Annotated in this window: 11 protein-coding genes; 8 read left to right on the forward strand and 3 right to left on the reverse strand. The window is 54.5% G+C overall.

Annotation, left to right across the window (positions count from 1 at the left end; genetic code table 11):
- Positions 1 to 42: 42 nt before the first annotated feature.
- The 3 genes from Pan181_RS13645 to Pan181_RS13655 all read left to right on the forward strand — a co-directional run bounded on the left by Pan181_RS13645 (position 43) and on the right by Pan181_RS13655 (position 3,970).
- A complete protein-coding gene (locus tag Pan181_RS13645; protein ID WP_145247346.1) occupies positions 43 to 1,074 on the forward strand; it encodes a PEP-CTERM sorting domain-containing protein in 1,032 nt (343 codons plus the stop codon).
- A 124-nt stretch (positions 1,075 to 1,198) separates the two neighbouring features.
- Positions 1,199 to 3,025, forward strand: a complete 1,827-nt coding sequence (locus Pan181_RS13650; protein WP_145247347.1) for a hypothetical protein — start codon at positions 1,199 to 1,201, stop codon at positions 3,023 to 3,025.
- 105 nt (positions 3,026 to 3,130) lie between these two features.
- Positions 3,131 to 3,970, forward strand: a complete 840-nt coding sequence (locus Pan181_RS13655; RefSeq protein WP_145247348.1) for a PEP-CTERM sorting domain-containing protein — start codon at positions 3,131 to 3,133, stop codon at positions 3,968 to 3,970.
- A 398-nt stretch (positions 3,971 to 4,368) separates the two neighbouring features.
- Here the strand turns inward: Pan181_RS13655 and Pan181_RS13660 are convergent, their stop codons facing one another.
- Entirely contained in the window at positions 4,369 to 5,526 is a 1,158-nt protein-coding gene (locus tag Pan181_RS13660; protein WP_145247349.1) for a transglutaminase-like domain-containing protein, read from the reverse strand.
- Positions 5,527 to 6,148: 622 nt separating this feature from the next.
- Between Pan181_RS13660 and Pan181_RS13665 the strand changes: the two genes are divergently transcribed.
- The 5 genes from Pan181_RS13665 (at position 6,149) to Pan181_RS13685 (ending at position 10,046) form a co-directional block, all read left to right on the forward strand.
- Positions 6,149 to 7,411 carry an RNA polymerase sigma factor gene (locus Pan181_RS13665; RefSeq protein ID WP_145247350.1) on the forward strand — a complete coding sequence of 421 codons (1,263 nt, stop codon included), beginning with the start codon at positions 6,149 to 6,151 and terminating at the stop codon, positions 7,409 to 7,411.
- Between the two features lie 122 nt (positions 7,412 to 7,533).
- A complete protein-coding gene (locus tag Pan181_RS13670; RefSeq protein WP_145247351.1) occupies positions 7,534 to 7,983 on the forward strand; it encodes an SRPBCC family protein in 450 nt (149 codons plus the stop codon).
- Between the two features lie 65 nt (positions 7,984 to 8,048).
- Positions 8,049 to 8,450 (forward strand): DoxX family protein, encoded by a 402-nt coding sequence (locus Pan181_RS13675; protein ID WP_145247352.1) that lies wholly within the window; start codon positions 8,049 to 8,051, stop codon positions 8,448 to 8,450.
- 166 nt (positions 8,451 to 8,616) lie between these two features.
- Positions 8,617 to 9,411, forward strand: a complete 795-nt coding sequence (locus tag Pan181_RS13680; RefSeq protein ID WP_145247353.1) for a YciI family protein — start codon at positions 8,617 to 8,619, stop codon at positions 9,409 to 9,411.
- Between the two features lie 53 nt (positions 9,412 to 9,464).
- A complete protein-coding gene (locus Pan181_RS13685; RefSeq protein WP_145247354.1) occupies positions 9,465 to 10,046 on the forward strand; it encodes a DUF1579 domain-containing protein in 582 nt (193 codons plus the stop codon).
- 153 nt (positions 10,047 to 10,199) lie between these two features.
- On the opposite strand, the gene Pan181_RS13690 is transcribed toward Pan181_RS13685, so the two are convergent.
- Together Pan181_RS13690 and Pan181_RS13695 are read right to left on the reverse strand one after the other, a co-directional pair.
- Positions 10,200 to 23,984 (reverse strand): FG-GAP-like repeat-containing protein, encoded by a 13,785-nt coding sequence (locus Pan181_RS13690; protein WP_145247355.1) that lies wholly within the window; start codon positions 23,982 to 23,984, stop codon positions 10,200 to 10,202.
- A complete protein-coding gene (locus Pan181_RS13695) occupies positions 23,873 to 26,662 on the reverse strand; it encodes an FG-GAP-like repeat-containing protein (protein WP_145247356.1) in 2,790 nt (929 codons plus the stop codon). The genes Pan181_RS13690 and Pan181_RS13695 overlap by 112 nt, the downstream gene beginning before the upstream one ends.
- Positions 26,663 to 26,674: the final 12 nt, after the last annotated feature.

Raw genomic sequence — 26,674 nt, forward strand, 5'->3', positions numbered from 1 at the left:
TTAACGATTCAGCTTTAGAACCTCTTTTCAAAGGACCCTATCATGCGACCGACTCCCTTCGCATTACTAACCCTTGCTATCTTCGCGATATCTTCCTTTTGCCAGGCGGCTAATTTCGTCGTGGTGACATCGGAATCCGCTCGCGACCAACCGTTGGTCGACTACCTGCAAAACTACTTGGGACACTCTGTAACCGTCGGCGCCTACGCGGAACTCGATGTTACTCAGAGCGACGTCGATGCACTGAATGCTGCCGATATGGTGATCATCACGCGTAACACCAACAGTGGAAATTACGCAACGAATGCTACTGAAGTGGCTGCATGGGATAGTCTTACTGTTCCAGTACTACTTGGCAATTCCTATATCTCTCGAACAAGCCGCTGGATGTGGGTTGACACCGATGCGATCCAGGTCGACTACAATGGAGACATTTCAGACCCTATCGGCACGACAGAAACCCATCCTCTGTTCTCTAATCTCGACGTGGATATGGGGGACTTGATTTCTAGCCCCCCGATCTCGGGAATCGCAAAATACGACTGGACTTCGAGCGCCGATATCCCTGATGGCACGACATTGCTTGGATCAGGAGAAATCATTGGGGTGCGAAACAACCCAACGACTCCTAATATCATCATCGCAAGCTACGAAGCAGGTAGTGTAACTGGTAGCGGTAACACCCTCGGAGGCAATCGCTACTTCTATGCTCTTCCTGAAGACTTGGTGAATTTCCGGAATAGTGGTCTGCCTATCCTCAACAACATCCTGAGCCAAGAGTTCCCGGTGCTCAATGGCGATGTGAATCTTGATGGCCAGGTCACCCTCGATGACTTTAATTTGATTCGCGACAACTTCGGCAATGCCGCTACGATGCGTAGCGTTGGAGACTTGAATGCCGATGGCACCGTAAACTTTGCTGACTTCAATCAATGGAAAAATGCGGCCGGTCCGGCACTCGCAGCGCAAGCCTCATGGTCTGCTGTACCAGAGCCAGGTGCGATGTCGCTGTTCCTCTTGGGCATGATCGGCATGGTGGCTCGTCGCTGGGGAAGTGTCAAGCATAAGGGGTGAACCAACCATTCCCCTATTGTTGATCTGCTTACTGTTCCCTCTGCCTCCTTCGACTACAGCCCAAAAGACCATGTTAACAACCATTCCAATCCGCCCGAGAGCGTTAGTTCTCGGGGCACTATTGTTGGCCTTACAACAAGTTTCCAGCTTCGCCCAGACTCCCATCTACTGGATCGGGCCAGACAACGGCTCCTATAATCAGGACAGCAACTGGGATCTCGGTGTGCCAGGATTTTTGCCTGGCGATATCGCCGTGATCGGTAGCGAAACCCAGCTCACGGGAATTGCCACCCTTAACTCCACCCCCTACTCGCCCGGAGGTCTGATTCTTGGCGATGTTGCCGATAGCGCGGGCACGCTCAACATGCAGGGCGGTAGCCTTGACGTACAAGCTCAATCAGGCACAACCGGCCGTATCGATGTCGGTCTTGCCGGTTCCGGCACTCTGAATGTTTCAGGCGGAACTCTTACTAGTGTCGAGCTCATCGGGCACATCGGAAGCACGGTAAATCTCTCGGGTGGTAACATTACCGCCACGAGAATCGCCCATCTGAATGGCACTACCACACTCACCAGTACTGCTGTCACCATCAGTGCGGGAACGCTCGTGCTCGGCCAGTATAGTAACTACTCTCCTAGCGTGACTGCTTCGGGCGTGCCATTGATGCAGGTCACCGGTGGAGCCGCCTTGGGTGGGCAGATTACCATGAACTTCAACGCAGGGCAGTCGGCCTCGGTCGGCGATACCTGGGATCTGTTTGAAGCCGACTTTATTGAGTCGAACATCAATACTATCCAAGCGACCGGTATCGATGAATTGCCAGCCTGGCAGACGTTCCGTCTGAAAACGGTCGATACCGGCAGCGGCCGCCAGCGAGGTCAAGTAGAACTTGCCGAAACACTACGTTTGCGCGTCAATCCTGAGAATGGCGAACTTTCGATCATCTCAGGAACGGCAGGTGGTGTGTCGATCAACGGCTACCAAATAACGTCCAATGCTGAATGGCTGGATCCCAGTGCTGGTGCTTGGACTCCTTTGCCGACCGCAAGTGGCTGGAATCAAGCAAATGTCTCGTCCTCTCAGTTAGCGCAGCTAAAATCCTCCGCTGGTGGGCTGACGGTATCGCAGAGTGCAGAGGTGTCGCTTGGCACTCCTTATCAAGGCGAGATCAATAGCTTGCCGTTTGGCACCCGCCCGGGCAACGATCTGACCTTTACCTACAACACCACCGATGGTGAGACGCTTCAGGGAATCGTAGAACTCGAAAGCGACTTCTACAACAACCTCGTGCTGACAATCGATCCCGATGATGGCATGGCCGAACTGCGAAACGATTCTCGCTACACAGTACCTTTCGATTCGTATCAGCTCACCTCAGTGGCCGGCGCCCTGAATGCTGCTGGTTGGGACGAGCTCGGCAGTGCCTGGCAAGTCGCCAACCAAACACTGGTAGACGCCGGCACACAACTGGCCGAAGTAAATCCCGACAGCAGGCGAGTGCTCGGTCCAGGGCAGCGACTCTTGCTCGGAACGATCTTCCCGGATGTTGCAACTATCGATCCTACAGCCGACCTAGCCTTATTGGTCGCTAACTCGGATCGAGATGCGGCTATTCGGGTCGCCAATGCAGTGATTCGTGTTGGCGACGTGGAGCCCTTGATCGACCAACCTGGCGACTTCAACGGCGATGGCATCGTCAACCTCGGCGATTATACCTTATGGCGAGATAACCTAGGCACCGCTAACGAGGATGTCATCAACAATGCTGGCAACGGCAATAATGTTGTCGACGCTGGCGACTACGAAATATGGAAAAGCAACTTTGGTGCCACTGCCGGCGCTGTGCAGGGAGTCATTGGTAACAGCGTTGTGCCTGAACCCCAAGCCATGGCTCTGCTGGCTCTGGCATCGCTAGCTCTCACGGTGATCGGTCGCACAAAGCGCGGCTAAAGGCACTGCGAACGTTTGCGTAGGAAGCAAGAAACTGTCGGACAAGAAGTTGACTTGTATTCACTCTTTTCACTATGGTTCATCAGATCTGGGATGTAGCGACTAATGAAAACCACCTTCTATCTGTTACTCGCCATTGCGAGCCTGTCGATCGGCATCAGCCGGTCGACAGTTGCTGGCACGATCGTGCTGGCGACACAAGACGCCGCCAGAGACGGCGACCTCATTGCCCACCTGCAGAATACTCTGGGGCATACGGTAACAACTGCGGCTTACGATTCACTGGATACTATCGCATCCGACGTCGACGCACTTAACCAGGCCGACCTGGTAATCGTAAGTCGCAATACTAACAGTGGGAACTATGCGAGCAACCCTGAAGAAGTGGCTGCCTGGGATTCCGTGCAAGTTCCGGTGATTTTGGGGAACGGCTGGATCACTCGAAACAGTCGTTGGAGCTATGTGGACACCGGCAACATGCAAGAGGACTATGCCTTTGATATTTCCGCTCCTCCCGGCACCACGGAGGTTCACCCCTACTTTGCGGGAGTTCCCACACACGACGATCACCTGGACGGTGGACCAGGATCGCCACCGATTTCGGGTTTGAGCAAGTACAATCCCTCGGCCGACTCCGATCTGCCTGATGGAGGATCCGTGATGGGCGATGGAATCGCGATTGGCGTGCGGAACAACGTTGATTTCCAGAACGTTTTCATCGCCTCCTGGCAAGCTGGTCAAATGACCGGAAGCGGAAACGTGCTCGGCGGCGATCGTGTCTACTTCGCAATGCCACAAGACTTCTCCGCCTACCGCACCTCAGGCGTGGCCATCTTGGACAACATCGTTGGTTCGTTCGTGGCCCCTGTGCCAGAGCCAGGCAGCATTGTTCTATTATCTCTAGGGTGCTGCGCCCTGTGGGCAGCACGGGCGCGGCGTCCCTAGGGTTCCTTGCACCCACCGCGTGTTGCACACAACGAGGGGGGCAAGGCCAGTAACTCGTCGAACACTTGCTGTCACTATCGACATACCACTCGACTTACTCACAACCTGTAAAATGGCAAAGACTCGAGGTCGGCTGAGCCGCTTCGAGTCTTTGTCTTTTGATGACCGAATCGCAAGGTTGGTCAGAACCAAGCCATCAGGCCCTGCGAATCACGAGCGTTCTAGTTACCATTCTGTGAGAACCACGACTCTCCACGGTGCGCTATCGGGGCTTGCGTCTGCCGCTTTTTTCGCTGGCGGAGAGATGACGCATAGTCGGAGATATCACCGCATTGCTACGTCTAGCAAAGCAGGAATGCTTTGAGCTCGGCAAACAGATTATCGGTTCTGATGGTCTCCTACTCGGCGTCGCTTGCCCCAAGGTCAAGCGTAAACAGTTGCTCGTCCTCGCCAATCGTCACCTGCTGAGTCAGTTCGCGGCCATCATGCTGCACGGTGGCCGTGAACTCTTCTCCCTTTGCGAGCACCGCAGTGAGGTGATCGTTGCCATCGAATCGTTCGTCGCGCGTTGTGCCTTCGAAACAGACTTTTCCTTCCGCATCACGCAGTTGGATCTTGCAGGCGACACGGTCACCGCTTGTCCCTTTGACTTGAAACCGTGCGTAGGCGTGGCCATCCGGCAATTCAGATTTACCAGCGGTGTAACGGTCGGTGACATTTAAGGCGTGAACGTAGTCAATACGGCGGTTCCATATGCAAGGAAAGTTCAGCGGAGTTCGCTTGAAGCTCGTCGCGTAGATGGCATACCTCGGAGTGTCCCGTACCGCACGACCGGCTCGATCAACGAACCAACCTTTATCAAGCTCCATCTCCGCAGGTTCGGCGGCCCCGGTAAAATGCCACCCGTCGTCCCACACTTCTACCCACGAGTGGTTACCGCTACCGTCGCTCCACAAGGGCGTTCCCACAAAACGAGCTGGTACTCCTACCGCTCGACAGGCGTCGATTAGCAGCACACTTAATCCGGTGCAGGAGGCTAGGCCCGATTCCATCGTTTCCAGCGGGCTCTGGTCGGCCTTCGCTCGCTTCGTGGAATACCGAACGTTAAACATCTTAAAGATCTCGTTGTTGAGAATGGCCGCCGCCTCGCCGGGCGATTTTGCGTCTTTCACCAGAGGCCGAAGCTTCTCGTAGAAATCCGCCCGCCAACGATCGCGGCGTTCGTTGATGCTGGCGTAAGGCAAGATGTTATTCAGAAACAACGCTTCGTCGACTTGCGAATGCCAAGGGGCCTCGCGCCAAGCGCGATAGGCTAGCGAGACGTTCTCCAACAGGAACTCTGAAGATAACGCCTGCAAGTCGCGTTCGGGCATGTTGGCAATCAAAAACTCCATACCACGCCGTTGGTCCTCGGGTACTTCGCTGAGGGCCTTCTTCAGCTGCCCAACATTCTCGCCTGCCAGGGCAAGCTGCTCTTCAATCGGTTCGGCGAACCCGATTCTTACAGACAGCAGCAAGTTCAAGACGCAAATGAAGCAAATGGCGGAATATCGCATCAGGTAAACTCACAGCTACTGGTGAAATGGCGTATGTAAATATCGGAGGAACAAGCACGGCATAAGACTTCGTGCTTACTCCCGACAACGATTGGCCGCTATACACAGACTCTTCAACGCAACGTTTCCGCTGGCAAGGGAAAACAGGGTGAGCGGCCGACGCCTGTAAATATATCCTAAACAATAGTGATTGTTGAGCACCGCCCCTCTCCTCCAAGCCCCTTTCGGCAACTCGGCGGTACTTGCTTTGACAATTACTATAGCAGGATCTGGACCGCGTAGGCGTCCCCAAAACAGGCAGAATACAAGCCGGATTTGGCGTCCTAAAACGGCTTCCCCATCCTGCAGTTCACTACTCCGTCCAATACCGCAGTTCCCCGCAGGGTCGAGTTTGTTTCTCTGGGCTCGGCACCTGGGATATCTCGGGCGTCATCTGGTGACGTATTCCGTGTATTACGATGTACTGAGGATTACAGCGTGCCGCTTCGCTAAATACGAGTGGATGGTAGTTTCAGATCGTTCAGTCTTCAGCGCATTATGAAGGGGTAATCACCGAACTGCTTGCACCGAGCAGGAATCGACATAATTGCTCTTATTCTCACGGAATGCGACAATCTTTCCCATGTCCATCCATCGACAGCCACACCTGAAAGAACAGATCCAAGAGATCTATACCGCAGAATCGCGGCGAGTCTTTGCGTCGTTGGTGCGACTACTTCGTGACTTCGATCTTGCTGAAGAAGCGATGCACGAAGCATTTGCCACCGCGATGCAACAATGGGAACTGGAGGGGGTGCCAGAGAACCCGCGGGCGTGGCTCATCTCCACGGGGCGTTTCCAAGCGATTGATGCCGTTCGCCGGCGTTCGCGGTTCCATGAACTGGCTCCCCACGTTGCTGCTCGATTGGAACAAGTCGCAGAGGCTAATGCCGCGATCAACGATCAGGAGATTGAAGATGATCGCCTACGCCTTATCTTTACATGCTGCCACCCTGCTATCGACCCGAAAGTTCAGATCCCGTTGACCCTACGTGAAGTTTGCGGGATGAACACCGAGGAGATCGCCAGGGCGTTTCTCACCAGTTCGTCGGCCATGGCGCAACGTATCGTACGTGGCAAAGCGAAGATTCGTGATGCGGGGATACCATTTGTTGTACCTTCCATCACCGATCTTCCCGAACGCCTCGACTCAGTTCTCAGCGTTATCTACCTTGTCTTTAACGAAGGATATTCCGCCACCTCAGGTCAGTCGCTGACTCGCACCGACCTGTCCAGCGAAGCCATCCGACTAGGCCGCCTGATGTTGGAGCTACTTCCCGACCCGGAAGTGTTGGGAATATTGGCTTTGATGCTCTTGCATGAATCGCGTCGCACAGCACGCATATCGACGAACGGAGACATCATTCTACTGGAGGATCAAGACCGCACGCTTTGGAGCCAACCGTTTATTGATGAAGGAAAGCAACTCATCGATCGCTCGCTTGCTTCACGTCGATTTGGAGTATACACGATACAAGCCGCCATCTCGGCAGTTCACGCCGATGCACCCTCAGCGGCCGACACGGATTGGTCCCAAATCATCTCTCTGTACGATATTCTCTTGCGAGCCAACCCTTCACCGATCGTGCAGCTGAACAGGGCTGTGGCTATTGCTATGCGAGACGGGCCCGAAGCAGGGCTAGCGATCGTCAATGGAATTATCGATCGCGGCGATCTCAAGCACTACCATCTCTTGCATTCGACATGTGGAGAATTGCTTTGTCGGGCCGGGCGCGAGAGCGAAGCGGTGGACTTCTTTCGTCGCGCCCTGGAACTAGCCCAGCAGGAGCCTGAACGACGATTCTTGGAAACGAAACTACGACGCATGGCGTCTGATACGCTCTAGATAGTGTTCGGATAATTATCCAAACTTTTTTTGCCGAACTGTCGATCTATCACATCCCTATTCGACTAAGGGGAGAATACGCATTATTTCAAACGTCGATTCCCCATCTGGAGCATGCTGCCGTGGCCGATCCATCCAACGCTGTCCGTCTTCACCGCGTACTCCGAGCACCCGCCGAACGTGTTTACAAGGCGTTTCTCGACCCAGACGCGTTGTGCCGATGGCTACCGCCACATGGCTTTTTGGGAAGAATCGATCGGATCGACCCCCGAGAAGGTGGTAGCTACCATATGACCTTTACCAACTTCGGAACAGGGCACAGCCACTCGTTCGAAAGCAAGTTTATTGAACTAGTTCCCGATCAGTTCATTAGAATCTCGGACACATTCGATGCTCCCGGATGGAGTGCCAATACTACCAAGACCATCAGCTTACAAACAGTAAGCTGTGGTACCGCCATAGAAATCTATCACGAAGGCCTGCCAGAAGTCATTCCTGCAGAAATGTGCTACCTCGGCTGGCAAGAATCGCTGCTGCAACTTGCCTCGCTGGTCGAAGCAAACATACCCTAAGCCTGCCCTCTAGGGACTCACGCTGAGCTGGGCCCAGGCATATTTTACAAACAAACGGAGTAAAGATGAAAGAATCGAAAAAGCTCAAGACAACGGGCTGGGTCCTTAGCGGACTGCTGGCCGCTTTTCTTGTTATGGCAAGCGCGATGGGCAAGTTCACTGACTGGGAAGGGAAAGCAGAGATGTTCTCCAAGATGGGCTGGTCCGAAGATGTGATGTTCACCATCGGCATTGTCGAAGTTGCCATCGCGATTCTATATCTCATCCCACGCACAGCGTTTGTGGGGGCCATTATGCTGGCGGCCTATTTGGGAGGAGCAACAGCGACTCATGTTCGGGTTGGAGAACCATTCTTCGTGCCGGTCGTGATTGGAGTCATCGCGTGGATTGCACTCGGCTTGAGACAACCAGAAATATTCAGGCTTGCACTGGGGCAAGACATATCAAAGGCATCACTCGAGACCTGATATATATTCTTAACGCAATCCCCCAAGACACGAGTTGACAGCGATTCATAGATTAGGGCTAAACGTTTGCTGGGAGGCATTTGTCTCCTAGACTTCCACACTGGATTAGAAACACCCCCCTCTAGATAGCACAGAGATTCTCTGAGATATGAGTAGGAGAGACGGGATGAGATACATGCTATTAATCTACGGAGCCGAGAATTGTTGGACAGAAGAGGAGAGAACGGAATGCATCCACCAATCAATGGCAATCAGCGAAGAATTGGCAGCGAAAGGAGAATGGATCGACTCGTCCCCCTTGCATTCGGTAACAACAGCAACATGCGTGCGCGTTCGTAACGGTGTGCGTCAGATTACCGACGGTCCGTACGCAGAAACAACCGAACAATTTGGTGGCTATTATATCATCGAAGTCGATACGTTGGCCGATGCGATTGAAATCGCCTGCCGACTGCCGCCAGTTACCAAAGGAACGATTGAGATTCGGCCCTTGCTGGCGCTACCCGATGCGTTATCGCTGCCCACTGGAAATAGCAGTCAACTGGCAAGCGATAGCCAATCATCCCGCGACTACATCCTGCTGATGTATGCAGAAGAGGGAGCTTGGCCTTCCGAAGAGCACGCTCCCGCGTTGGCTGAGTCCGTTGATGTTTGTCATCAACTGCATGAGCATGGTCAATTCGTATCAGCAGCACCGCTGCAACCGCCAGATACTGCAGTTTGCGTACGAATTCGCAACCAGCAACGTGAGGTAATCGATGGCCCCTTTCCCGAGACGAAAGAACAACTTGGAGGCTACTTCCTGATCCGTGTCGCTAACTTGGACGAGGCGATAGCGATTGCTGCCCGCATTCCCGGCACACGAAGAGGAACTGCCGAGATCCGCCCCTTGTTTCCATTGGCCGACATTTCCAAGAACGTCAGTACCGCGATACCCTCCATCGATCTTCCTCCGGACTAGTCGACTATCCTTGAACTATTGTGTATTCCGTACTTAATAAAAGGACCAAACAGATGTACCGAGCCATCACATTCTTAAGTGCTCTTATTGTAGCCTGTCTCGTCACTGCACTAACCATAGCTCAGGAGCCGCCTGAATTCCCTGGCCCAGAGAAGGAGCACCAGTGGCTTCAGCAATTTGCAGGCGAGTGGACCACCACGTCGAAAGGATCAATAGGACCGGACCAGCCTCCGATGGAATGCAGCGGAACTATCAAGTCCCGGATGATTGGAGAGTTCTGGGTCGTCAACGAGATGAAAAGTACGATCCAAGGCGACTCGATGCAAGGCCTGCAAACAATCGGATACGACGCTTCCAAAAAGAAGTACGTTGGCACGTGGGTCGACTCCATGATGAACCACATGTGGATCTACGAAGGTACGGTCGATGAGTCAGGCAGCAAGCTTACACTCGAAGCCGAGGGACCGAACTTCATGGCACCAGGGAAGCTCACAAAGTTTCGCGATGCCTACGAATTCAAAACGCCCGATCACATCATTGTTACATCTTCTATGCTCGGCGAAGATGGTAAGTGGATCACTTTCATGACCGGAGACTCGGTGAGGAAACCAATCACTGGCAGTGATTCTGAATAACCAGCCGATAACCAAATACGATATCGAAGCGATAGACTGGTTCTACCTACTCCAACTCTGATCCACCTGGATCAGAATTGGGGAAAGGTGGCTAGTCGCCTCACGATGTCGATCATCGATGGTACCGGCGGCTGCCGGCGGAGCGCATTGCTACTACTTACGGTCACGGTCCCCCAGGCGGTGGAGCAAGGGACTACCCAACTCGGTAAATACTTCGTCTATGGCGCGTTGTTCGTCTGTTTCCGTACGGTCCTTGAGGGTTGAAGAGGAGACGGAAGCGCGTTCCACAACTAGGTGCTGACGACGCAATAGCAGCACACTTTCGCTGGAGTCGTTATCGCTGGTTAATTCCATGCGATCATGCGAGCGACGCGGCAACAAAGCTTCATGATCCCGGGTGTCGTCCGTGGAATAGAACCAGAGTGCCGCATCAGCCGTGGCCTCGTTCTCCACCAAGCCTGGAGCCGTTGCGTTGGCGGCTGCCGCATCTTCAGAGACGGAATCGCGTTCCGCTGGTTGTTGCCGACGCCGCTGTAGCAGCAAGCTCTCTCTGGAGTCTTTATCACTTTTGGCTTTCGAACGAACGTACGTAGGACTCGGGGATACTTCTTGGTTATCTTGGGTGGAGTCCGTGGAATAGGACGAGTTTGCCACGTCACCCGTCGCATCGTTCGGTATCGAGTCCGGAGCCGAAGCGTTGGAGTCGACCGCCTCCGAGTTCGGCGTCTGGGATGCCGACTCGTTCGGTGCGATGACCGCACTGGCTACTGGAGTGGCAACCGTGGTACCGTACAGTGCTTTCCAGATTTCATAATCATTTCGGTTGATTATGCCGTTGCCATCTGCATCGCCGCTGGTGCCTCGCTCCACGGTTGCGCCCAGATGGTCTCGCCAAATCGTGTAGTCTCCCAGGTCAACTCGACCGCTACCGTTGAAGGCGGCCATTTCAGGCGTGAGAGTCAACTGGTTCAACCAGACCTGGCTGCCTGGTCCAAAAGCGTTGGCGCTAACGACATCAACATCGCCATCGGCGTCGAGATCGCCCAGTGCTATGGCAAAGGTTGACGCATTGCCGAATTCCACCGGAGTGTCTTCAAACGTTGCATCCCCGTGATTCATCCAGACCAAGTTCCCAGCGGAACCAGAGGTGGCAATGACCACATCGATGTCACCGTCGCCATCCATGTCCCCCAACGCCAGGCTGGCTACGTAACCGACACTGTTAAGCAGCGAGTCGCCCAGCCCGAAGTCGCCGAAGCCATCGTTCAACCAGATCTGATGGTCGCCTGACTGGTTGGCAATCACGGCGTCCAGATCCCCGTCGCCATCGAGATCGGCCAACGCTGCATGCACACTGTCACCTTCGCCCAACTGGAGGCCACTATCGACAAACTGGCCGGTTCCGTCGTTGATCCACAGTCGGTTGGCTTCGCCTTGTTCGTTGGCAACCACCGCATCGATGTCGCCATCGCCATCCACATCGCCCAAAGCCACACTACTGGAGTGTGAGCTTACCAGGGCCGGTTGCGGATCGAAGATCCCGTTTCCAACATTTCGCCAGACAACATTCTCACCATCAACATCAATAAACAGGTCGATCAGTCCGTCGTTGTCGAAGTCGGCCACTGCAATATCACGATAGTCGGCAACGTTCTCATAGCTGCCCATCAAAACGAAGTTTCCATTGCCCGAGTTGCGGTACACTGCGATCGACTGATTGCGATTTGCAACCACTGCATCGAGACGCCCATCGCCGTTCAAATCTCCCAAGGCAACAGCAACTGTGTCTTCACCGCCAAAGGGTTGCCCCACGACTTCGAAGACGCCGTGTCCGTTGTTACGCCAGAGGTAGTTTCCATTGAGACGGTCGGCGATGAGAGCATCGAGATCACCGTCGCCGTCGATGTCGCCCAAAGCCACGTCGGTCGCAAAGCCAAAACCGAGTTGTTGTCCGCTATCTTCCAATGAATCGGTTCCCGAGGTGGCTGCCACTTCGATCACGGTTTGGAAGACCGACTTGTTATTCGCGTTTTCACTATCAACCTCTCCACTACGCGGAGTTACTTGCACGTTCAAAGCAGCCATCGAGTTGGTTGCACTGAGAACCTGCTGACCGGAAGCAATGGTGGCTTTCAAGACAAACGTGACCGACTCCCCCGGATCGAGGAACAGTTCGGCTTGCAACGAGTTACCAACTGCCCCAATCTCAAGCGTGGAGGAGCCATCGCCACTATACTGCAGGTCGGCAATTTGAGCATCTACAAATAGGGGCCACAGCGTGCTACTGAAATCAGCGCCGATGGTACGGACAGAACCATGGTTGGTTACACGGACCTCATACTCAACGGCTTCGCCGACCTTCGCAGCTTGAGGTCCAGAAAGAAACTCAACGGCCAAGTCCGTCGCGTTGCTATTTAGCCACAATTGGGGCGGGCGGTAGTCGTTGATGAACACTATGTCGGGATCGCCGTCCTGATCCACATCTCCAGCTGCGACACTGACGCTATATCCGGTTTGCAAATTAATCGCGTTTCCGGCAGCGGTGAATTTGCCAGAGCCGTCATTATGCCACACGGTTTCGGCATTTCTAACGTAGTTGATATTTGCGCTTACAACGCCAGCCACCAGGTCGAGATCGTTGTCGTGATCGATGTCGACCAGCTCCAGCTCCCTTACGGCACGGGCGTCAAAACTGTCTCCATAAGGTGTGAACTCGCCAGTTCCATTATTGAGGTAGGCCTGGATGTGATCCTCCGTATCTCCATTCGACAGAGTCACTTCGATGGTAATAACCGCGTCCAGGTCGCCATCCCCATCTAAGTCGCCAACGGCCGAAACGAATTGACCGTGTTCGGTCAGGATTCCTCCCTCAACTAAGAAATTTCCATAGCCATCGTTTAGCATCACCTGGCTATTGCCTCGGATGCCGACGCGGAGCACATCGAGATCACCGTCACCATCAAAATCACCGAGTGCTGCTCGAGAAGATGTCAATGGGGGCAGACTGATAGTTCGTGATGTGAAGACTCCAGTGCCATCATTGATCCACAGGTAATTTCGATACGCATTACTGTCGGTCTCATAGATGTCCACGTCTCCGTCGCCGTCGAGGTCTCCGATCGCTATGGAGTAGGTTGTATTGTGCCCAATCACCTGTTCTGAATTGGTGAACACGCCGGAGCCGTCGTTCAACCATATACTGTTCGAGGAGTGATTCCCAAATAGTGCATCGAGATCGCCATCGCCATCGAAGTCAGCCAGCATAACCTGGAACGTGCGCGACGTACCGAGTTCCTGCCCCGAGTCGACGTAGTTTCCATGGCCGTCATTCAGCCAGACTCCATTCGCATTCCGCGAATCGCCAGCGGACCACGTGCCGCGGGTGATTACCGCATCGAGGTCACCGTCGCCATCCACGTCGCCAAGAGCCACATCTTCGATGCGGTCGACAGGCAGGCCCAAGGAAGTGATGTTGAATGTACCGCTACCCTCAGCATTGGGCAGCACCACTAGGTCGTTGTCGTAGGCAGCATTGCTGTCGGGCGTAATATCGGAAACAAATCCTTCCGGAACCGACACGCTCGCCAATGCAGAAAGCACCGAGTCGGTGGCCAGGAATACGGCGTCGGCCTTAGGAATGGCTGAGACAATGTACTGGAGCGAGGCCCCCACGGGCAGGTCCACCGTAGCGATGAACTCACCAGCCGCAGCCCCTTCCACTAGATCGCTCGCCGCACCTCCCGTCCCAACAGGCGAGTCGATATCAAAGTCTTGCAGAATTCGATCGAAACGCGCTGTGATCGTGGCACCATTAACGGGAACTGGACCATTGTTAGTCACCACCAAGGTGTAGTAGAGGCGAGCACCAAGTTCCGCTGCCACTTGGCTGGACGTAAGAGAAATCGACAAATCGGGCTGGGTGCGGATATCGATGCCATGATACAGTCGAGTTGGGCCATCACTGTTCACCGACACCACGTCCAGGGTACCGTCGCCATTGAAGTCGGAAATGGCGAAACTGTTGGTCGTTCCTTCGTCGAACTCGATTCCGGAGTACGTGAGATTGCCAAGGCCATCATTCAACCACAAAACGTTGGCGCTTCCTCCATTGGCAAACAAGGCGTCCAGGTCGCCGTCGCCATCGAAGTCGGCCAGGCTGACATTGTTGCTCACGGCGCTACCTAGTAGTTGGCCGCTATCGACCAGAGCACCGCTGCCATCGTTCAGCCAGACACGGTTCGCGCCACTCACAGCAATCACGGCATCTAGATCGCCGTCGCCATCCATGTCGCCCAATTGAGCGTTATTGAAACTTTCGCTCCAGGCATAGCCGGAGATATACTGAAAGAACCCGTGTCCAACATTATCGAAAGTTCCTTGGCTGGTGTACAAATCAAGGTCGCCGTCTCCATTAAAGTCGCCAAACAAATGCTGGGAGGCGCCATCGTGAGAATTGTCGGCAGCGACAAAGTACCCATTCCCATCGTTTAGTTGAGTCACGTCGTCGTAAAAGTCCAGATCTCCATCCCCATCGACGTCGGTAAACTCACTGAAGGAGGAATAGTTTCCACCGAAGACAAAGTACTTCGTCAGGTTCCCGTAGCCATCATTGGCAAAGAAAGTGCGTCCTTCGTTGGTTTTGATGGCGACATCCAGATCACCATCTTCATCGAAATCTCCCACTGCGACTTGCGAGGTCACTCGGTCGCTAATGATGGGTCCAGCCACGAAAGTGCCGTCGTTGTTCCACCACACCTGCGCGCCAGTTTCGTATCCAATGACTAGGTCGCGTTGACCATCGCCATCCAGGTCGCCAGCGGCTATCGCAAGTCCACCAGTGAGAGTGAATTGCTGCCCGCTGTCGACCCAAATACCGGAGGGAACTTCTGATACCACCTGCAGCTGATCTTGTTGCACCGCAAAACTGTTCTCCGGCACGGCGTCAAACAGCCCCGTGGGCGGCGTGATGATTGCCCGCGCGGAGAAGTGCTCGTGCTCCCGGCTGAAGCTGCCATCATTGGCAGCCACCACTGCCTGCAGGGTATAGGTGACCGTTCCACCAACTGGAATGTTAATCAAGTCGGTGAGTCGTCCCTCGGCGACGTCAATGGTAGCGCCGGCGCTAGAGCTCGCCCCGGTGGTCTCAACTCCAGCAACGGTGAGATCTGCGATGGGCAAATCGAAGAGCAACTGCAGCTCCGCCCCCGTGACGTGGAGAGGACCATTGTTGGTAACCGTGAGCGTATAGTCGACGATGTCTCCCTGCTTGACCGTTTCGCCGGGCGACTCGAGTGTGACAGCCAGGTCGACATCGCCGTTGAGCATCGAAGCAACAGTGCGGTTCCCGCCAAATATCGCATCGACATCGCCATCGTTGTCAAGATCGCCAACAGCGAGAACGCCTAGGCTTTGAGGATGGAAGATGCCGGTCGATTCAGTAAAGCTGGCATTGCCATCGTTCACAAATACCGAATTCACCCCCGCCACATCGTGAACTGTTGTAAGTGCGTCCAGATCGCCATCGCCATCGATGTCGGTCAACGACACAGAGGTATTGTAGTTAGTCCGCGGTATCTCCTGGTCGAGGGGCGTAAAGACTGCATTTCCGTCGTTCAGATAGACGCGATTGAAGTCATCGAACACCATCCACAGATCAAGGTCACCGTCGTTGTCTAAATCGCCAAGGTCAAAGCCACGCCTCAATCCAGATTCGAGGGTCTGAGTTGTTGCTGTAAAGAGACCTTCGCCGTTGTTCAACCAGACGACTCTATCGTCATAGGCACCACCGTATAGGGCGTCCAGGTCTCCATCACCATCCAGGTCGGCCAACTGGGGCAAGAGATTGCCTGATCCAAGCATAGGACTAGCTTCGGAAAAGACTCCAGTCCCGTCGTTGAAACGGACTCGCCCCTCGGCAATCGCGTCGATGTCGCCATCACCATCGACGTCTCCGAAAACTGCGGAATCCGGTACGTAATGCCCAGCATTAGTAAAGCTACCCGTACCGTCGTTGATAAACCACTTGGTACGCACAAACGCATCGAGGTCGCCATCGCCGTCCACGTCAGCCAGCGCCGATGTGCGTCCGTCGGTATAGATGTTTTCGCCCGCAAGAACAGAACTGACAGTGAAGTTGCCAGCCCCATCGTTAGTCAGGATGGCGCCGCCATTATATGAATAGACAACGAGCACATCGAGGTCACCGTCGCCATCGACATCCCCTAGAGACATATCCGCCACATACGATTCGGTGGGCAGGGTTACCTCATCAGCGACAGAGAACTTGCCCGTCCCGCCGGTCACCTTGGGACCAATGATATCTACATCGTACGACGTATTGTTTCCCGGAGCAGCGTCGTATCCATCTTCCGTAGTAATGCTTGCCGAAGCACCGAATCCATAGACCGCAGGCTGCATGGGGGTTCCGGCCGCAAGCAAGTCGACTTCAATCACAAAAGTGATGGAAGAGCCAGCCGGCATATCGACCTCGCTAACAAACTCCCCATTGAAGGTACCGAGAGAAATTGGCCCACTTGCTCCTCCAGCTAGCAACACACTCACTAGTCGACTCTCTTCCACCGAGTGGGAGAATTCCGTAGTGATCGTTGCATTGAGAATATCCACCTTACTCGGATTCGATGCGGTCACCGTGTAGGTAACTGTATCGCCGGCACTCGCGTAGGTTCCTCCGCTCTGAACATCCACTGTTAAGTTGGCGAGTTCGTCGGCCGCCAAGTTCGTCCACACCTGCATACCAGTTGGTCCGACCGTCAAAGCATCGAGATCACCGTCGCCATCCACGTCGCCAATCGAAAACCGCTCGGTGTCAGTGGAAGCAAACTTTAGTCCTGTATCGACAAAGTTGGCGTTGCCGTCGTTGAGACGTATCCGGATGAACGAATTTAACTCAAGTGATACCAGATCCAAATCGTCATCACCATCGACGTCTACGAATCGAACTTCCGTAGCACCTGGTGCAGATTCGATTTGTTGGTAGAGTTCTGGGCGGCCGTTGCCATCGTTGATCCATACCTCTTGGGCATTCGTGCGATACCGAATAGCGTCGGGTTTTCCATCACCATTCAAGTCTCCAACAACCCAATTGCCGGAATCGGGCCATCGATCGTAAACGCTCGAGAAACCGGTGATTCCATCGTATTGCATCTGATAGTAGTAGCCGAGCGCGTCGAGGTCACCATCCCCATCCATATCGCCCAATGCCAAATCATAAGTGCTGTTCGGAAGGTATTCGAAATTGGTGGAAAAAGTCCCTGTTCCATCGTTGGCATACCAGGCAGAACCGGTCAGTAAATCAGGATCGCCATCGTTGTCGATGTCGACGAAGGTAATGCTTGCCGGTTCAGCTTGACCTGGGAAGCTAGGCGTGCTCAACTCGAAGGTGGCGTCGCCATTGTTGAGCCACACGCCACTCCCGGATCCATAATAGGTCGAGATCACGACATCCAAGTCGCCGTCGTTGTCCAAGTCCGACATGGCCAGCGAAGTGCCTCGGAGATTCTGCTCGGGCACGAACAAAGTTGTCGCCACGGAGAAGTTGCCCGCTCCATCGTTAAGCAGGACTTCGCTAGCGGAGCTATTGTAGACGACGATAGCATCCAGATCGCCGTCGCCATCCAGGTCGCCCATTTCAACGTCGACCGCATCTTCCGTATCGATCGATTGTGGCAACTCGACGAATAAGCCGCTCCCACCACTTCCAGACAGAGTGACAATGTCGACGTTCGAAGTGAGATTGTCGGCCTGATAGGGATCAAATTGATTGGCCGGTGCAGAGGCCTTTACTTTATGTTCGATCCGATAGTTCTCAGACAAGCCGGGGGTGCCAGCGGGAGCAACAGTGCCGCGGATTACGTACTCGAGCGATGCGCCAGCAGGTAGGTTCGTGGTGTCGATGAACTGGTTGCCCATTAGGGTGCCAGGAACAAGACTCGATTCGGCGGTGCCGGTAGCGGTCACGCTTATCAATTCAACATCCAGCAGATATTGCCCAGCCAGGTATTCGACCATGGCCCCTTGTGTATCAATCACGCTGTCGTTGTGCACGGTGAACACGTACGTCACCTGTTGACCAGGATCGACCTGAGAGTCGCCAGTATGCTGCTCGATACGGAGATCGATCAACGTATCGGCCGCAGGGTTAAGCCAAACCTGATTGGCACCTTCCTCGCTTACCATGAAGACGTCCAGGTCGCCGTCGCCATCCAGATCGGCCAAGGCGGTGTCGACGATTCCATCCGTGGGGAATACCTGCGGACTGACGGCAAAGACGCCGGCGCCGTCATTCAACCAAATCTTTGTAATAGGTTCGCCAGAGTAGTCGTCGCCCGACTGAAGTATGTCTAAATCACCGTCGCCGTCGATATCGCCCACTTCGAAGTCATTGGCTCCTTCCGATGCAAGCACTTGACCGGAGTCGGTAAAGCTGCCATTTCCATCGTTCAGCCACACCGTATTGCTGGAACCGGTATCGAAGATGATGTCGAGATCACCATCACCGTCGGCATCAAATAGGGCCGTGGCACTGGCCGAATTGGTGATTTGCACGGCGGGCTCGAAAGATCCATCTCCGCGATTCAGTTGCAGGCGGTACCCATTCAGTAGATCCAGGTCGCCGTCGCCGTCGACATCGCCATACGATGAGGGAGTGCCATTTGAGGCAACCACCTGCGTGAAGTACCCTAATCCATTATTCAGATAGATCCCACTCCCAAGCATCGCATCGAGTGCACCATCGTTATTCAAGTCAAGCAGCGCAACCAAACCAGTTGACTTGGTAGTAAGACCTTGATCGACAACGGTGAAGTTTCCCACGCCATCATTGAGAAACAATGAAGGCTGTGCACTTCCAAAGCCGCTATATGCAATCAGCAGGTCTAAGTCCCCGTCGGAATCCACATCGCCAATGGCAAGAGAAGTCGACTGATAATTGCCCAGCATCTGACCGCTGTCGGTAAACATGCCGGAACCATCGTTCAGCCACAATCGATTGCCTGCTTGGCCGTCGTTGGCGACGATTGCATCGATATCTCCGTCGCCATCGACGTCGCCTGTCACGACAGCTTGGCTCTGAAAGTCGCCGAGTCGCTGACCAGAGTCCTGGAACACCCCGGAACCGAGCGATGTTTCGAAGCGAATGAGGTTCTGGTCTGCTGCTGCATTGTCCACCTGATTGGCGTCGATTTGGCCGGAGGGCAGTTTCACGTCGGCCGTGATGCTCGAAACAGCCGAAGGTGATACATAGTCCGTCAGATCGCTCGATAATGTGACCGTTAGTTGGTACGTCACCTTTCCGCCGATCGGCAAGTCGACCGTGTCGTTCAATTGAACAACTTCCAAGTCGGCAATGGGAGTCAAGGTCGATGTCGCTCCGTCGGCCTGTGTTACCGACGTGAGAGATGCCGAAACCACCGGTTTGGGCAGTGTCAGAAGCACCGTAGCAGCCGACACCGGGTTAGTACCTGCATTTTCTACGACAATGGTGTAGTCGAGCGTCGCTCCAGGAATAACCGTCTCGGTATCGGGTGTTTGGGTGAAATAGGTCCTAACATCCGTTTCAGCGTTGAGCCAAACAGTATCGCTATTGTTATTGGATTCGGTGAAATAGGCATCAATATCGCCATCGCCGTCCAGATCGCCCAAAGCGACATAGATATTAGGGAAATCATAGGAATACTCGGCAGCGAAGTTACCATCGCCATCATTCATCAGAACCTGGTCGCTAGCGGCGAGCAACACATCAAGATCCCCATCGCCATCTAGATCGGCCACGTCCAGGTCGATGTCGCTGGTCGATCCAATCGGTAAAGGCTTGGATGTGTAAACACGTCCTGCTTTTACCAAGAGAACACTTGCTGAACCGGTATTGCCAAACAGCACTTCCAGCACACCGTCGCCAGTGAAATCGCCCGCAAACACGGCAAACGAGTTTCCGGAGCCAAGCGCATAGCCCGATAGGGTAAAGCTACCGCTCCCGTTATTTGTCCACAAATAGTTCGTACCATAATTAGCCACAAATGCGTCGAGGTCGCCATCGCCATCGTAGTCCGCCAACGTAGCGTCCCGGCTATTGGAACTGCCAAGTCGTTGTCCGGAGTCGACAAAATTCCCTAAACCATCATTCAACCAGATCTCATTGGGCTGATTATTGCTGCGAGCGACATACGCGTCCAAGTCGCCATCGCCATCCAGATCGCCAAATACGGGTAGAGCATCGCCGGTAGACGCAGGATTAACGAAGATGGCCGGGCCTTCCTGAAATAAGCCAGTTCCATCATTCAACCACACGCTCCCATCTCGTTGACGACCGCTAAGCACGGCGTCCAGATCGCCATCGCTATCGATATCAACCAGCGTGATCGCATGCGACATCTCCACCCCAAATTGCTGCACCTCGTCAAAGGTGCCATCACCTCGATTGTGCAACACGCGATGATAAGTGTTATCGTCCGCAATCACGATGGCATCGAGGTCGCCATCGCCATCCAGGTCACCAAGCTTTACCTCTTCTCCATAGGTCCGTATAGACTGTCCCGTATCGACAAAACGTCCGCTGCTTACGGGTATCACGGCTGGCGCGTATCCACTTCCCTGAGCACGATTGTTCGCCGTGTAGCTTTCGAGGATTCCTGTTGGTGCGGTCACCTCAGTCGTGCTGGTGACTATCGGTGCAAAGCTCGACGGAACGGTCAGCATTGCCTCGACGGTGAAAGTAATGCTTGCCCCCGCCGGCAAATCGACATAACCAGAGAAGACATCGACGAACGTACCGATAGCAATGCTCGTCTCCGCGCCTTCCCCCCTACTAATAGAAGTGATCGAGGCGTCTTCGAGTGCATCGGTCAATTCGTGCGTCAGTGAGGCCCCCACAATATCTGTAGGCCCGAAGTTGGTGACTGTAATCTCATAGCTGACTAATGTCGCAACTTCGGCTTCGACCAGATGCTGTGTCGGGGACACTTGCACCAGCAGGTCGGTGTCCGCATTCAAGAACACTCCCATCCGATTGTCGCGCACGCGTCCCACGGCGATATCACTGTCGCCATCGCCATCGAAATCACCAGTCACCAACGCGGCGTTAGGGGTATCTCCCAGGAATTGTGAGCTTACAACAAAGGTGGCGTCGCCCTGATTAATTAGAAGTCGTGTTTCTAGTTCGTCAGAGCTGGAATCGCTATACGTTGTGTAAAGGAAGTCCATATCGCCGTCGCCTTCGGCGTCGATGAGTTGGACGTTGTAGCCCCTGGCGTACAGACCGTTTTGAGCTCCGCTGCTTGTGAACACCCCATCGCCATCGTTCAGCCAGATTAAATGGCTAGTGCTGTTCGAGAGCAGTACCGCATCTAAATCGCCATCGCCGTCGAAATCGTGCAGAGCACCACCGTATAGCACATTCGAAATGTAATTTGGACTAGCAACAAAACCAGCGTTTCCATCGTTTATCCAGAATACGGCCCTATTGTCGTATCCGACGATCATCAGGTCCGTATCGCCATCACCATCGATGTCACCAGGGTCGATGTCATAGGCCCGACTATCACCTAGCTCGGCCGAGGCAGTAAAGCCTCCGAGACCATCGTTCAACCAAACCTTGTTCTGAGCTCCTCCAGTAATCAGATCCACATCGCCATCATTGTCGAGATCGGCCGTGGCGAGGGAGAGCTGATAGGTTCCGCCCAGGGTTTGACCACTGTCGGTAAAATGGCCAGCGCCGTCGTTCAGCCAGACTCGAGTGCCAGAGTTGGTGTGCGCAATGATGATGTCGCGATCGCCATCCCCGTCCACATCATCGATAGCTACAGCCTCCGTGGCTCCACCAGGCAACTGTTGCTCAGACTCGACAAACTGGCCTGTACCATCGGAAATAAGGACACGAGTGTAGGTGGCATTGGTGCCGACCACCAAATCGTCGTAACCGTCGAAGTTTAAGTCGGCCGAGGCGAGCGCATCGACGGTGAAGCTGTCAAAGGCCTGCGGAGTTTGCACGAATACGCCTGCACTCGGTCGGGTCGGACGGTCGACCCAGTTGCGAGACGCTGCGGAGTTGTTGCTTAGATTGCCGTCGACCATTCCAGCTGGCGGAGTGATACTTGCGACGACCACGTCGACTGCTCCGCTGACCGAGTGCGGCACCGTCAACGTGCCAGCAATCTCATAAGTAATGGACGAACCTGCAGGCAGGTCCACCGTGTCGGTAAGCGAGGTTCCCAGCGGGCCACTGGAGAGAGAACTCGAAGCACCACCAGTCGCGGTGACACTATTAAGCACCACGTCCGTCAGACCGGTCCCGAATAACGACACCAGTTCGGCGCCGCTCACACCGTGCGATGTCCGATTATCAACAGTCAGAGTATAGCTGACCGACTGGGTGGATCCTACTTCGAATCCGGTCTGCGGCGAGAGCTGAACTCGCAAATCGGTGTCCGAATTCAGCCAAACATTGGATCCGGGACTTTCGCCAGCGAGGAGCACAAAGAAGTCCATGGAACCATTGCCATCGATGTCGGCCATGTCAAAGCCAGTGACCTCCACATCGGACGGCAGAGGCAACGTGGGCTGGAAATTGGCCGCACCGTCATTCACCCACACGACAAGGTTCCCATTGCCACCAATAGCACGCATCGCCACATCCAGGTCACCATCGCCATCAATATCGCCGATACCAATCTGCTCCTGGTCGATATTACTAAGCGCCAGCGTTTGTCCTTCCACAAACGTGCCGGAACCATCATTAAGCCACACGCGGTTGCGGCCAAACCGGGCAGCCAAGACAATATCCAGATCGCCGTCACCATCTAGATCGCCCACTTGGACATCCGCCGGAGAGTCGTTTTCTCCCAGCATCTGGGAGGTGCGAGTGAACTGCCCGGAACCGTTGTTTAGCCACACACGCCCGTTTGCGTAGTCGAGGCTTACCAGATCGATGTCGCCGTCGCCGTCAAAATCGCCAGAAGCGAGACCAACCAAGGTGTTTGAAGTATTCAGCCACCTACCACTGTCAACGAAGTTCCCATAGCCATCATTGAGGAAGATGACGTTTCTAGTCTCACCGCCCCAACTCGAAGAATTGGTCACTAGGTCCAGATCACCATCGCCATCGATGTCTGACAGATCTGTATTGCCGAGGTATACAAGATGCTGGGTGCCGGCGTCGAACTGTCCATCTCCACGATTCAGCAGCACCTGCAATACGGGGCCTGTAACCACAACATCCAAATCGCCATCCTGGTCGATGTCTTCTAACTGGAGTTCTCGCGGCTCCTCGGGATCTGAGTTGCCGTAGCTATTGAACACCTGCTCGGTTTGCACAAATCGGCCCGAAGCGTCCTGCAGGAATACCCGATGCGTGCCTGCAGGATCTCCCAGGAAGGCATCCAGATCACCGTCGCCATCCAGGTCCCCCAGCTTAACCATCTCGCCGCCAAGGGCTAGCTCGTTCAGTACATCGGCATAGAAGATCCCGGTTCCTGCCGTAGCCGCGTGTTGTCGATTCTTCAGTGCTGCCCTGTTATTGGCCTCAGTGAATTCGATCAGCCCGGCAGGCGAATGCGCCGTGGCCGAATGAAGCACCTCAGACGATGCGTCTGAGTCGGAAGGATTTACCGTCGCGCTAATCTGGTAGGTAATACTGCCACCAGCCGCCAGTGTGACTGTATCAGCCCAATTCGAAGAGAGTGCTCCCGAAGTAGCGGAACTCGTACTGCCAGAAGAGACAACCACACCCACCAACTGAGCATTGCTTAATAAGGCGGAGAGCGTGTGTTCAACCTCCACTCCCTGTACTTCGTGGGGCGTACGGTTGCTCACGGTTACTTCGTAGGAAACGTCCTCTGACGAACCGGGCATAACGCTAAGTTGTGTGGGCGATACCTGCACGACCACTTCGGTATCGGCATTGTAGTACACCCGTCCGTAAGCCATATAAGTAGTGCTAACAAACAGCGCATCCAGATCACCATCACCATCCAGGTCGCCCAACGCAACGTCCCCCCCCCGAGAGGCGCGGTGGTGCTGGGTGCAATTGTGAATCGGCCTTCGCCATCGTTCAGCCACAGCCCTTGAGTGGTACCGTAGCTATGAATCATCACGTCAACACTTCCATCGCCATTTACATCACCGAATGCCATGGCACCGATCGAGCCAGCAAAAGCACGAATCGTCGAGAATCCGCCCCATTCATCGCTATTCAGGAACACACGCCCGTTTTCCGGCGAGTTGCCTGAGACAACAATATCCAGCAATCCATCGCTGTTGACGTCAGCAACTCCGAAGTCCGCCGGCTGGATGACCGACAGAGTCTGTTGGAGGCCGAGGTATTCGAGATCGGCAAACGTCGACCATACCTGCACGTTCAGGTTCGAATCGAGTGTGACAACATCGGCTAAGCCATCTCGACGAAAATCGCCTGTGGCAATCTTAGCAATCTGGCTGGTACCGGCAGTTAGCTCGTAAGCAAAATGGGCATCGCCATCGTTCAGCCATATTTCAAAACCACCATCTACGGCATCGAACAATAGGTCTAGATGCCCATCGCCATCCATGTCGGCCAGAGCCGTGACGTCTGTCCTACCACTACCGATCCGCTGACCAGAATCGGAAAAGAATCCATGCCCGTCGTTCAGCCAAATCCTATTCGCAGAATCGTAGGAATTCGAGTCCAAGTTGGCGAAGAATAGATCAGCGTCGCCATCTCCATCGAGATCGCCGACCGAAATGTCTCTGGCAGCAAAATCGGAGCCAGTGATCGTCTGCACCAACTCTAGCTTTCCAGTGCCATCGTTGAGCATGACATACGAAGTACCCAGAATAGCGTCGAGGTCACCATCGGAATCGAGATCGACCAACTCTACGCTGCGGGCGGTGGGCAAAACCACCTCCGATTCTTGCGGCACCCATAGTCCGGTGCCTTCGACCAACTCCGCCACGTCGTTGTACAGTACCGCACGGTTGTTGCTTGGCGTGTGATCGACTTGACCGACCGGCAGGCTGGCTGTAGCCGTATGGATGGCCGCCCGTCCGCGCGATTCGAGCGATGCCGTGTAGCTGCCTGTCAATCGATAGGTGATCGATCCGCCAGCGGCGATTGTGGGGGCATCCACCAACTGGCTGGTCAGCGTTCCCGGCGTCAACGTCGAGGTGTTTCCAGGGCCACTCGCAATCACATGCGTCAGTTGTACTCCCGTTAGTTCGGCAGCGAACGTGTCAACTACCTCGGCGGCTGTAACAGTGTGCGGGCCAAGATTCGTTACCGTGAAGCTCCACTCAATCGTCTCCGTGGATCCCGGTTCGACTTCGAAGGCGGTAGTAGAAGTTTGAACCGCGAGGTTGCCGTCGGCGTTACGCCATATCACTACACCCCCGCCTCGAACCTCGTACGCGCTCGAAGCGGCCACAACATCCAGGTCACCGTCGGAGTCGAAATCGCCAAGCGCCAATTCCTTCAGATTGTCGTACACCCCCAACCATGGCGTGTCGCGTGTGAAGTTGGCGGCCCCATCGTTCAAATAACTTCCTAGCGAAGTGGCACTAACGACTGCGTCGAGGTAGCCATCGCCATCCACATCGCCCAAAGCGACCGCCTGGCTGCGGGCCATATCGGCAAAGTCGACGCCGACGGAAAACGTGCCTGTACCATCGTTTAACCAAGTGCGATTGGTGTCAGGGTAGCGAGAGTTCGCAAAAATGATGTCGAGATCACCATCTTCGTCCAAATCTCCCAGTTGGACATCCTCGCTGCCTGAATCGCTCTCCGAGCCATCCAACTTCAGACGCTGCCCGCTATCGGTAAAGCTTCCCGTGCCGTCGTTAATCCAAACCGTATTGGGGTCGCGGTAGTTGGCTACCACGGCATCCAGGTCGCCGTCGCCATCAATGTCGCCGAGATCGACGGCGAACCCACGATCCGATGCTTCGTTTCCCAGCGCCTGTCCACTATCGGTAAAGTTGGCTGCCCCGTCGTTTAGCCACACCTGCTTGGGAGCATAGCCGTTGACAATGAAGACATCGAGATCACCGTCGCTATCCAGGTCTCCCAAAGAGAGTGCATTGGACAGAAAGATCTGCGAAGTTGCGGTGAACTGCCCGGCTCCATCGTTTAGCCAGACGGAACTTCCGTTATTGGTTGAAGAGCCGGAACTCAGCACGACATCCAGGTCACCATCGTCGTCGAGGTCGCCCAGCACCATGTGCTCGACACTCCCGTCGCCCAGCGTGTGGGACGAAGTCGAGAAATTCCCCAACCCATCATTGAGCAGAATGAAATTGTCATCCCCGCTCCTGGTGCCAGCCACAATGTCGAGGTCGCCGTCCGCATCGATATCGCCAACGACCACCTCGTTCACGAATTGCGATGCAATATACTGCTCAAGTTCGAATACGCCGGTCCCCCCTAATCCGTACAGTGGATCGCCCGACAACACGATGCGCGACTCCAACTGTTCGACGCCCAGCTTGTTCCGTCGTCGCCAATGACGCTTCTGTTGAGACAGCTGCTGGCGTTTTCCGCGTTTCCTGCGACGGCTGCTTCGTGATGGCTGCTGCGACTGGAAGGCTTTCCGGGCGTAACGGCGCCCTCGCGCCGAAGGGCGTTTACTTCGCATATGATCTCGTCC

The sequence above is a fragment of the Aeoliella mucimassa genome (assembly GCF_007748035.1).
GTDB lineage: Bacteria > Planctomycetota > Planctomycetia > Pirellulales > Lacipirellulaceae > Aeoliella > Aeoliella mucimassa.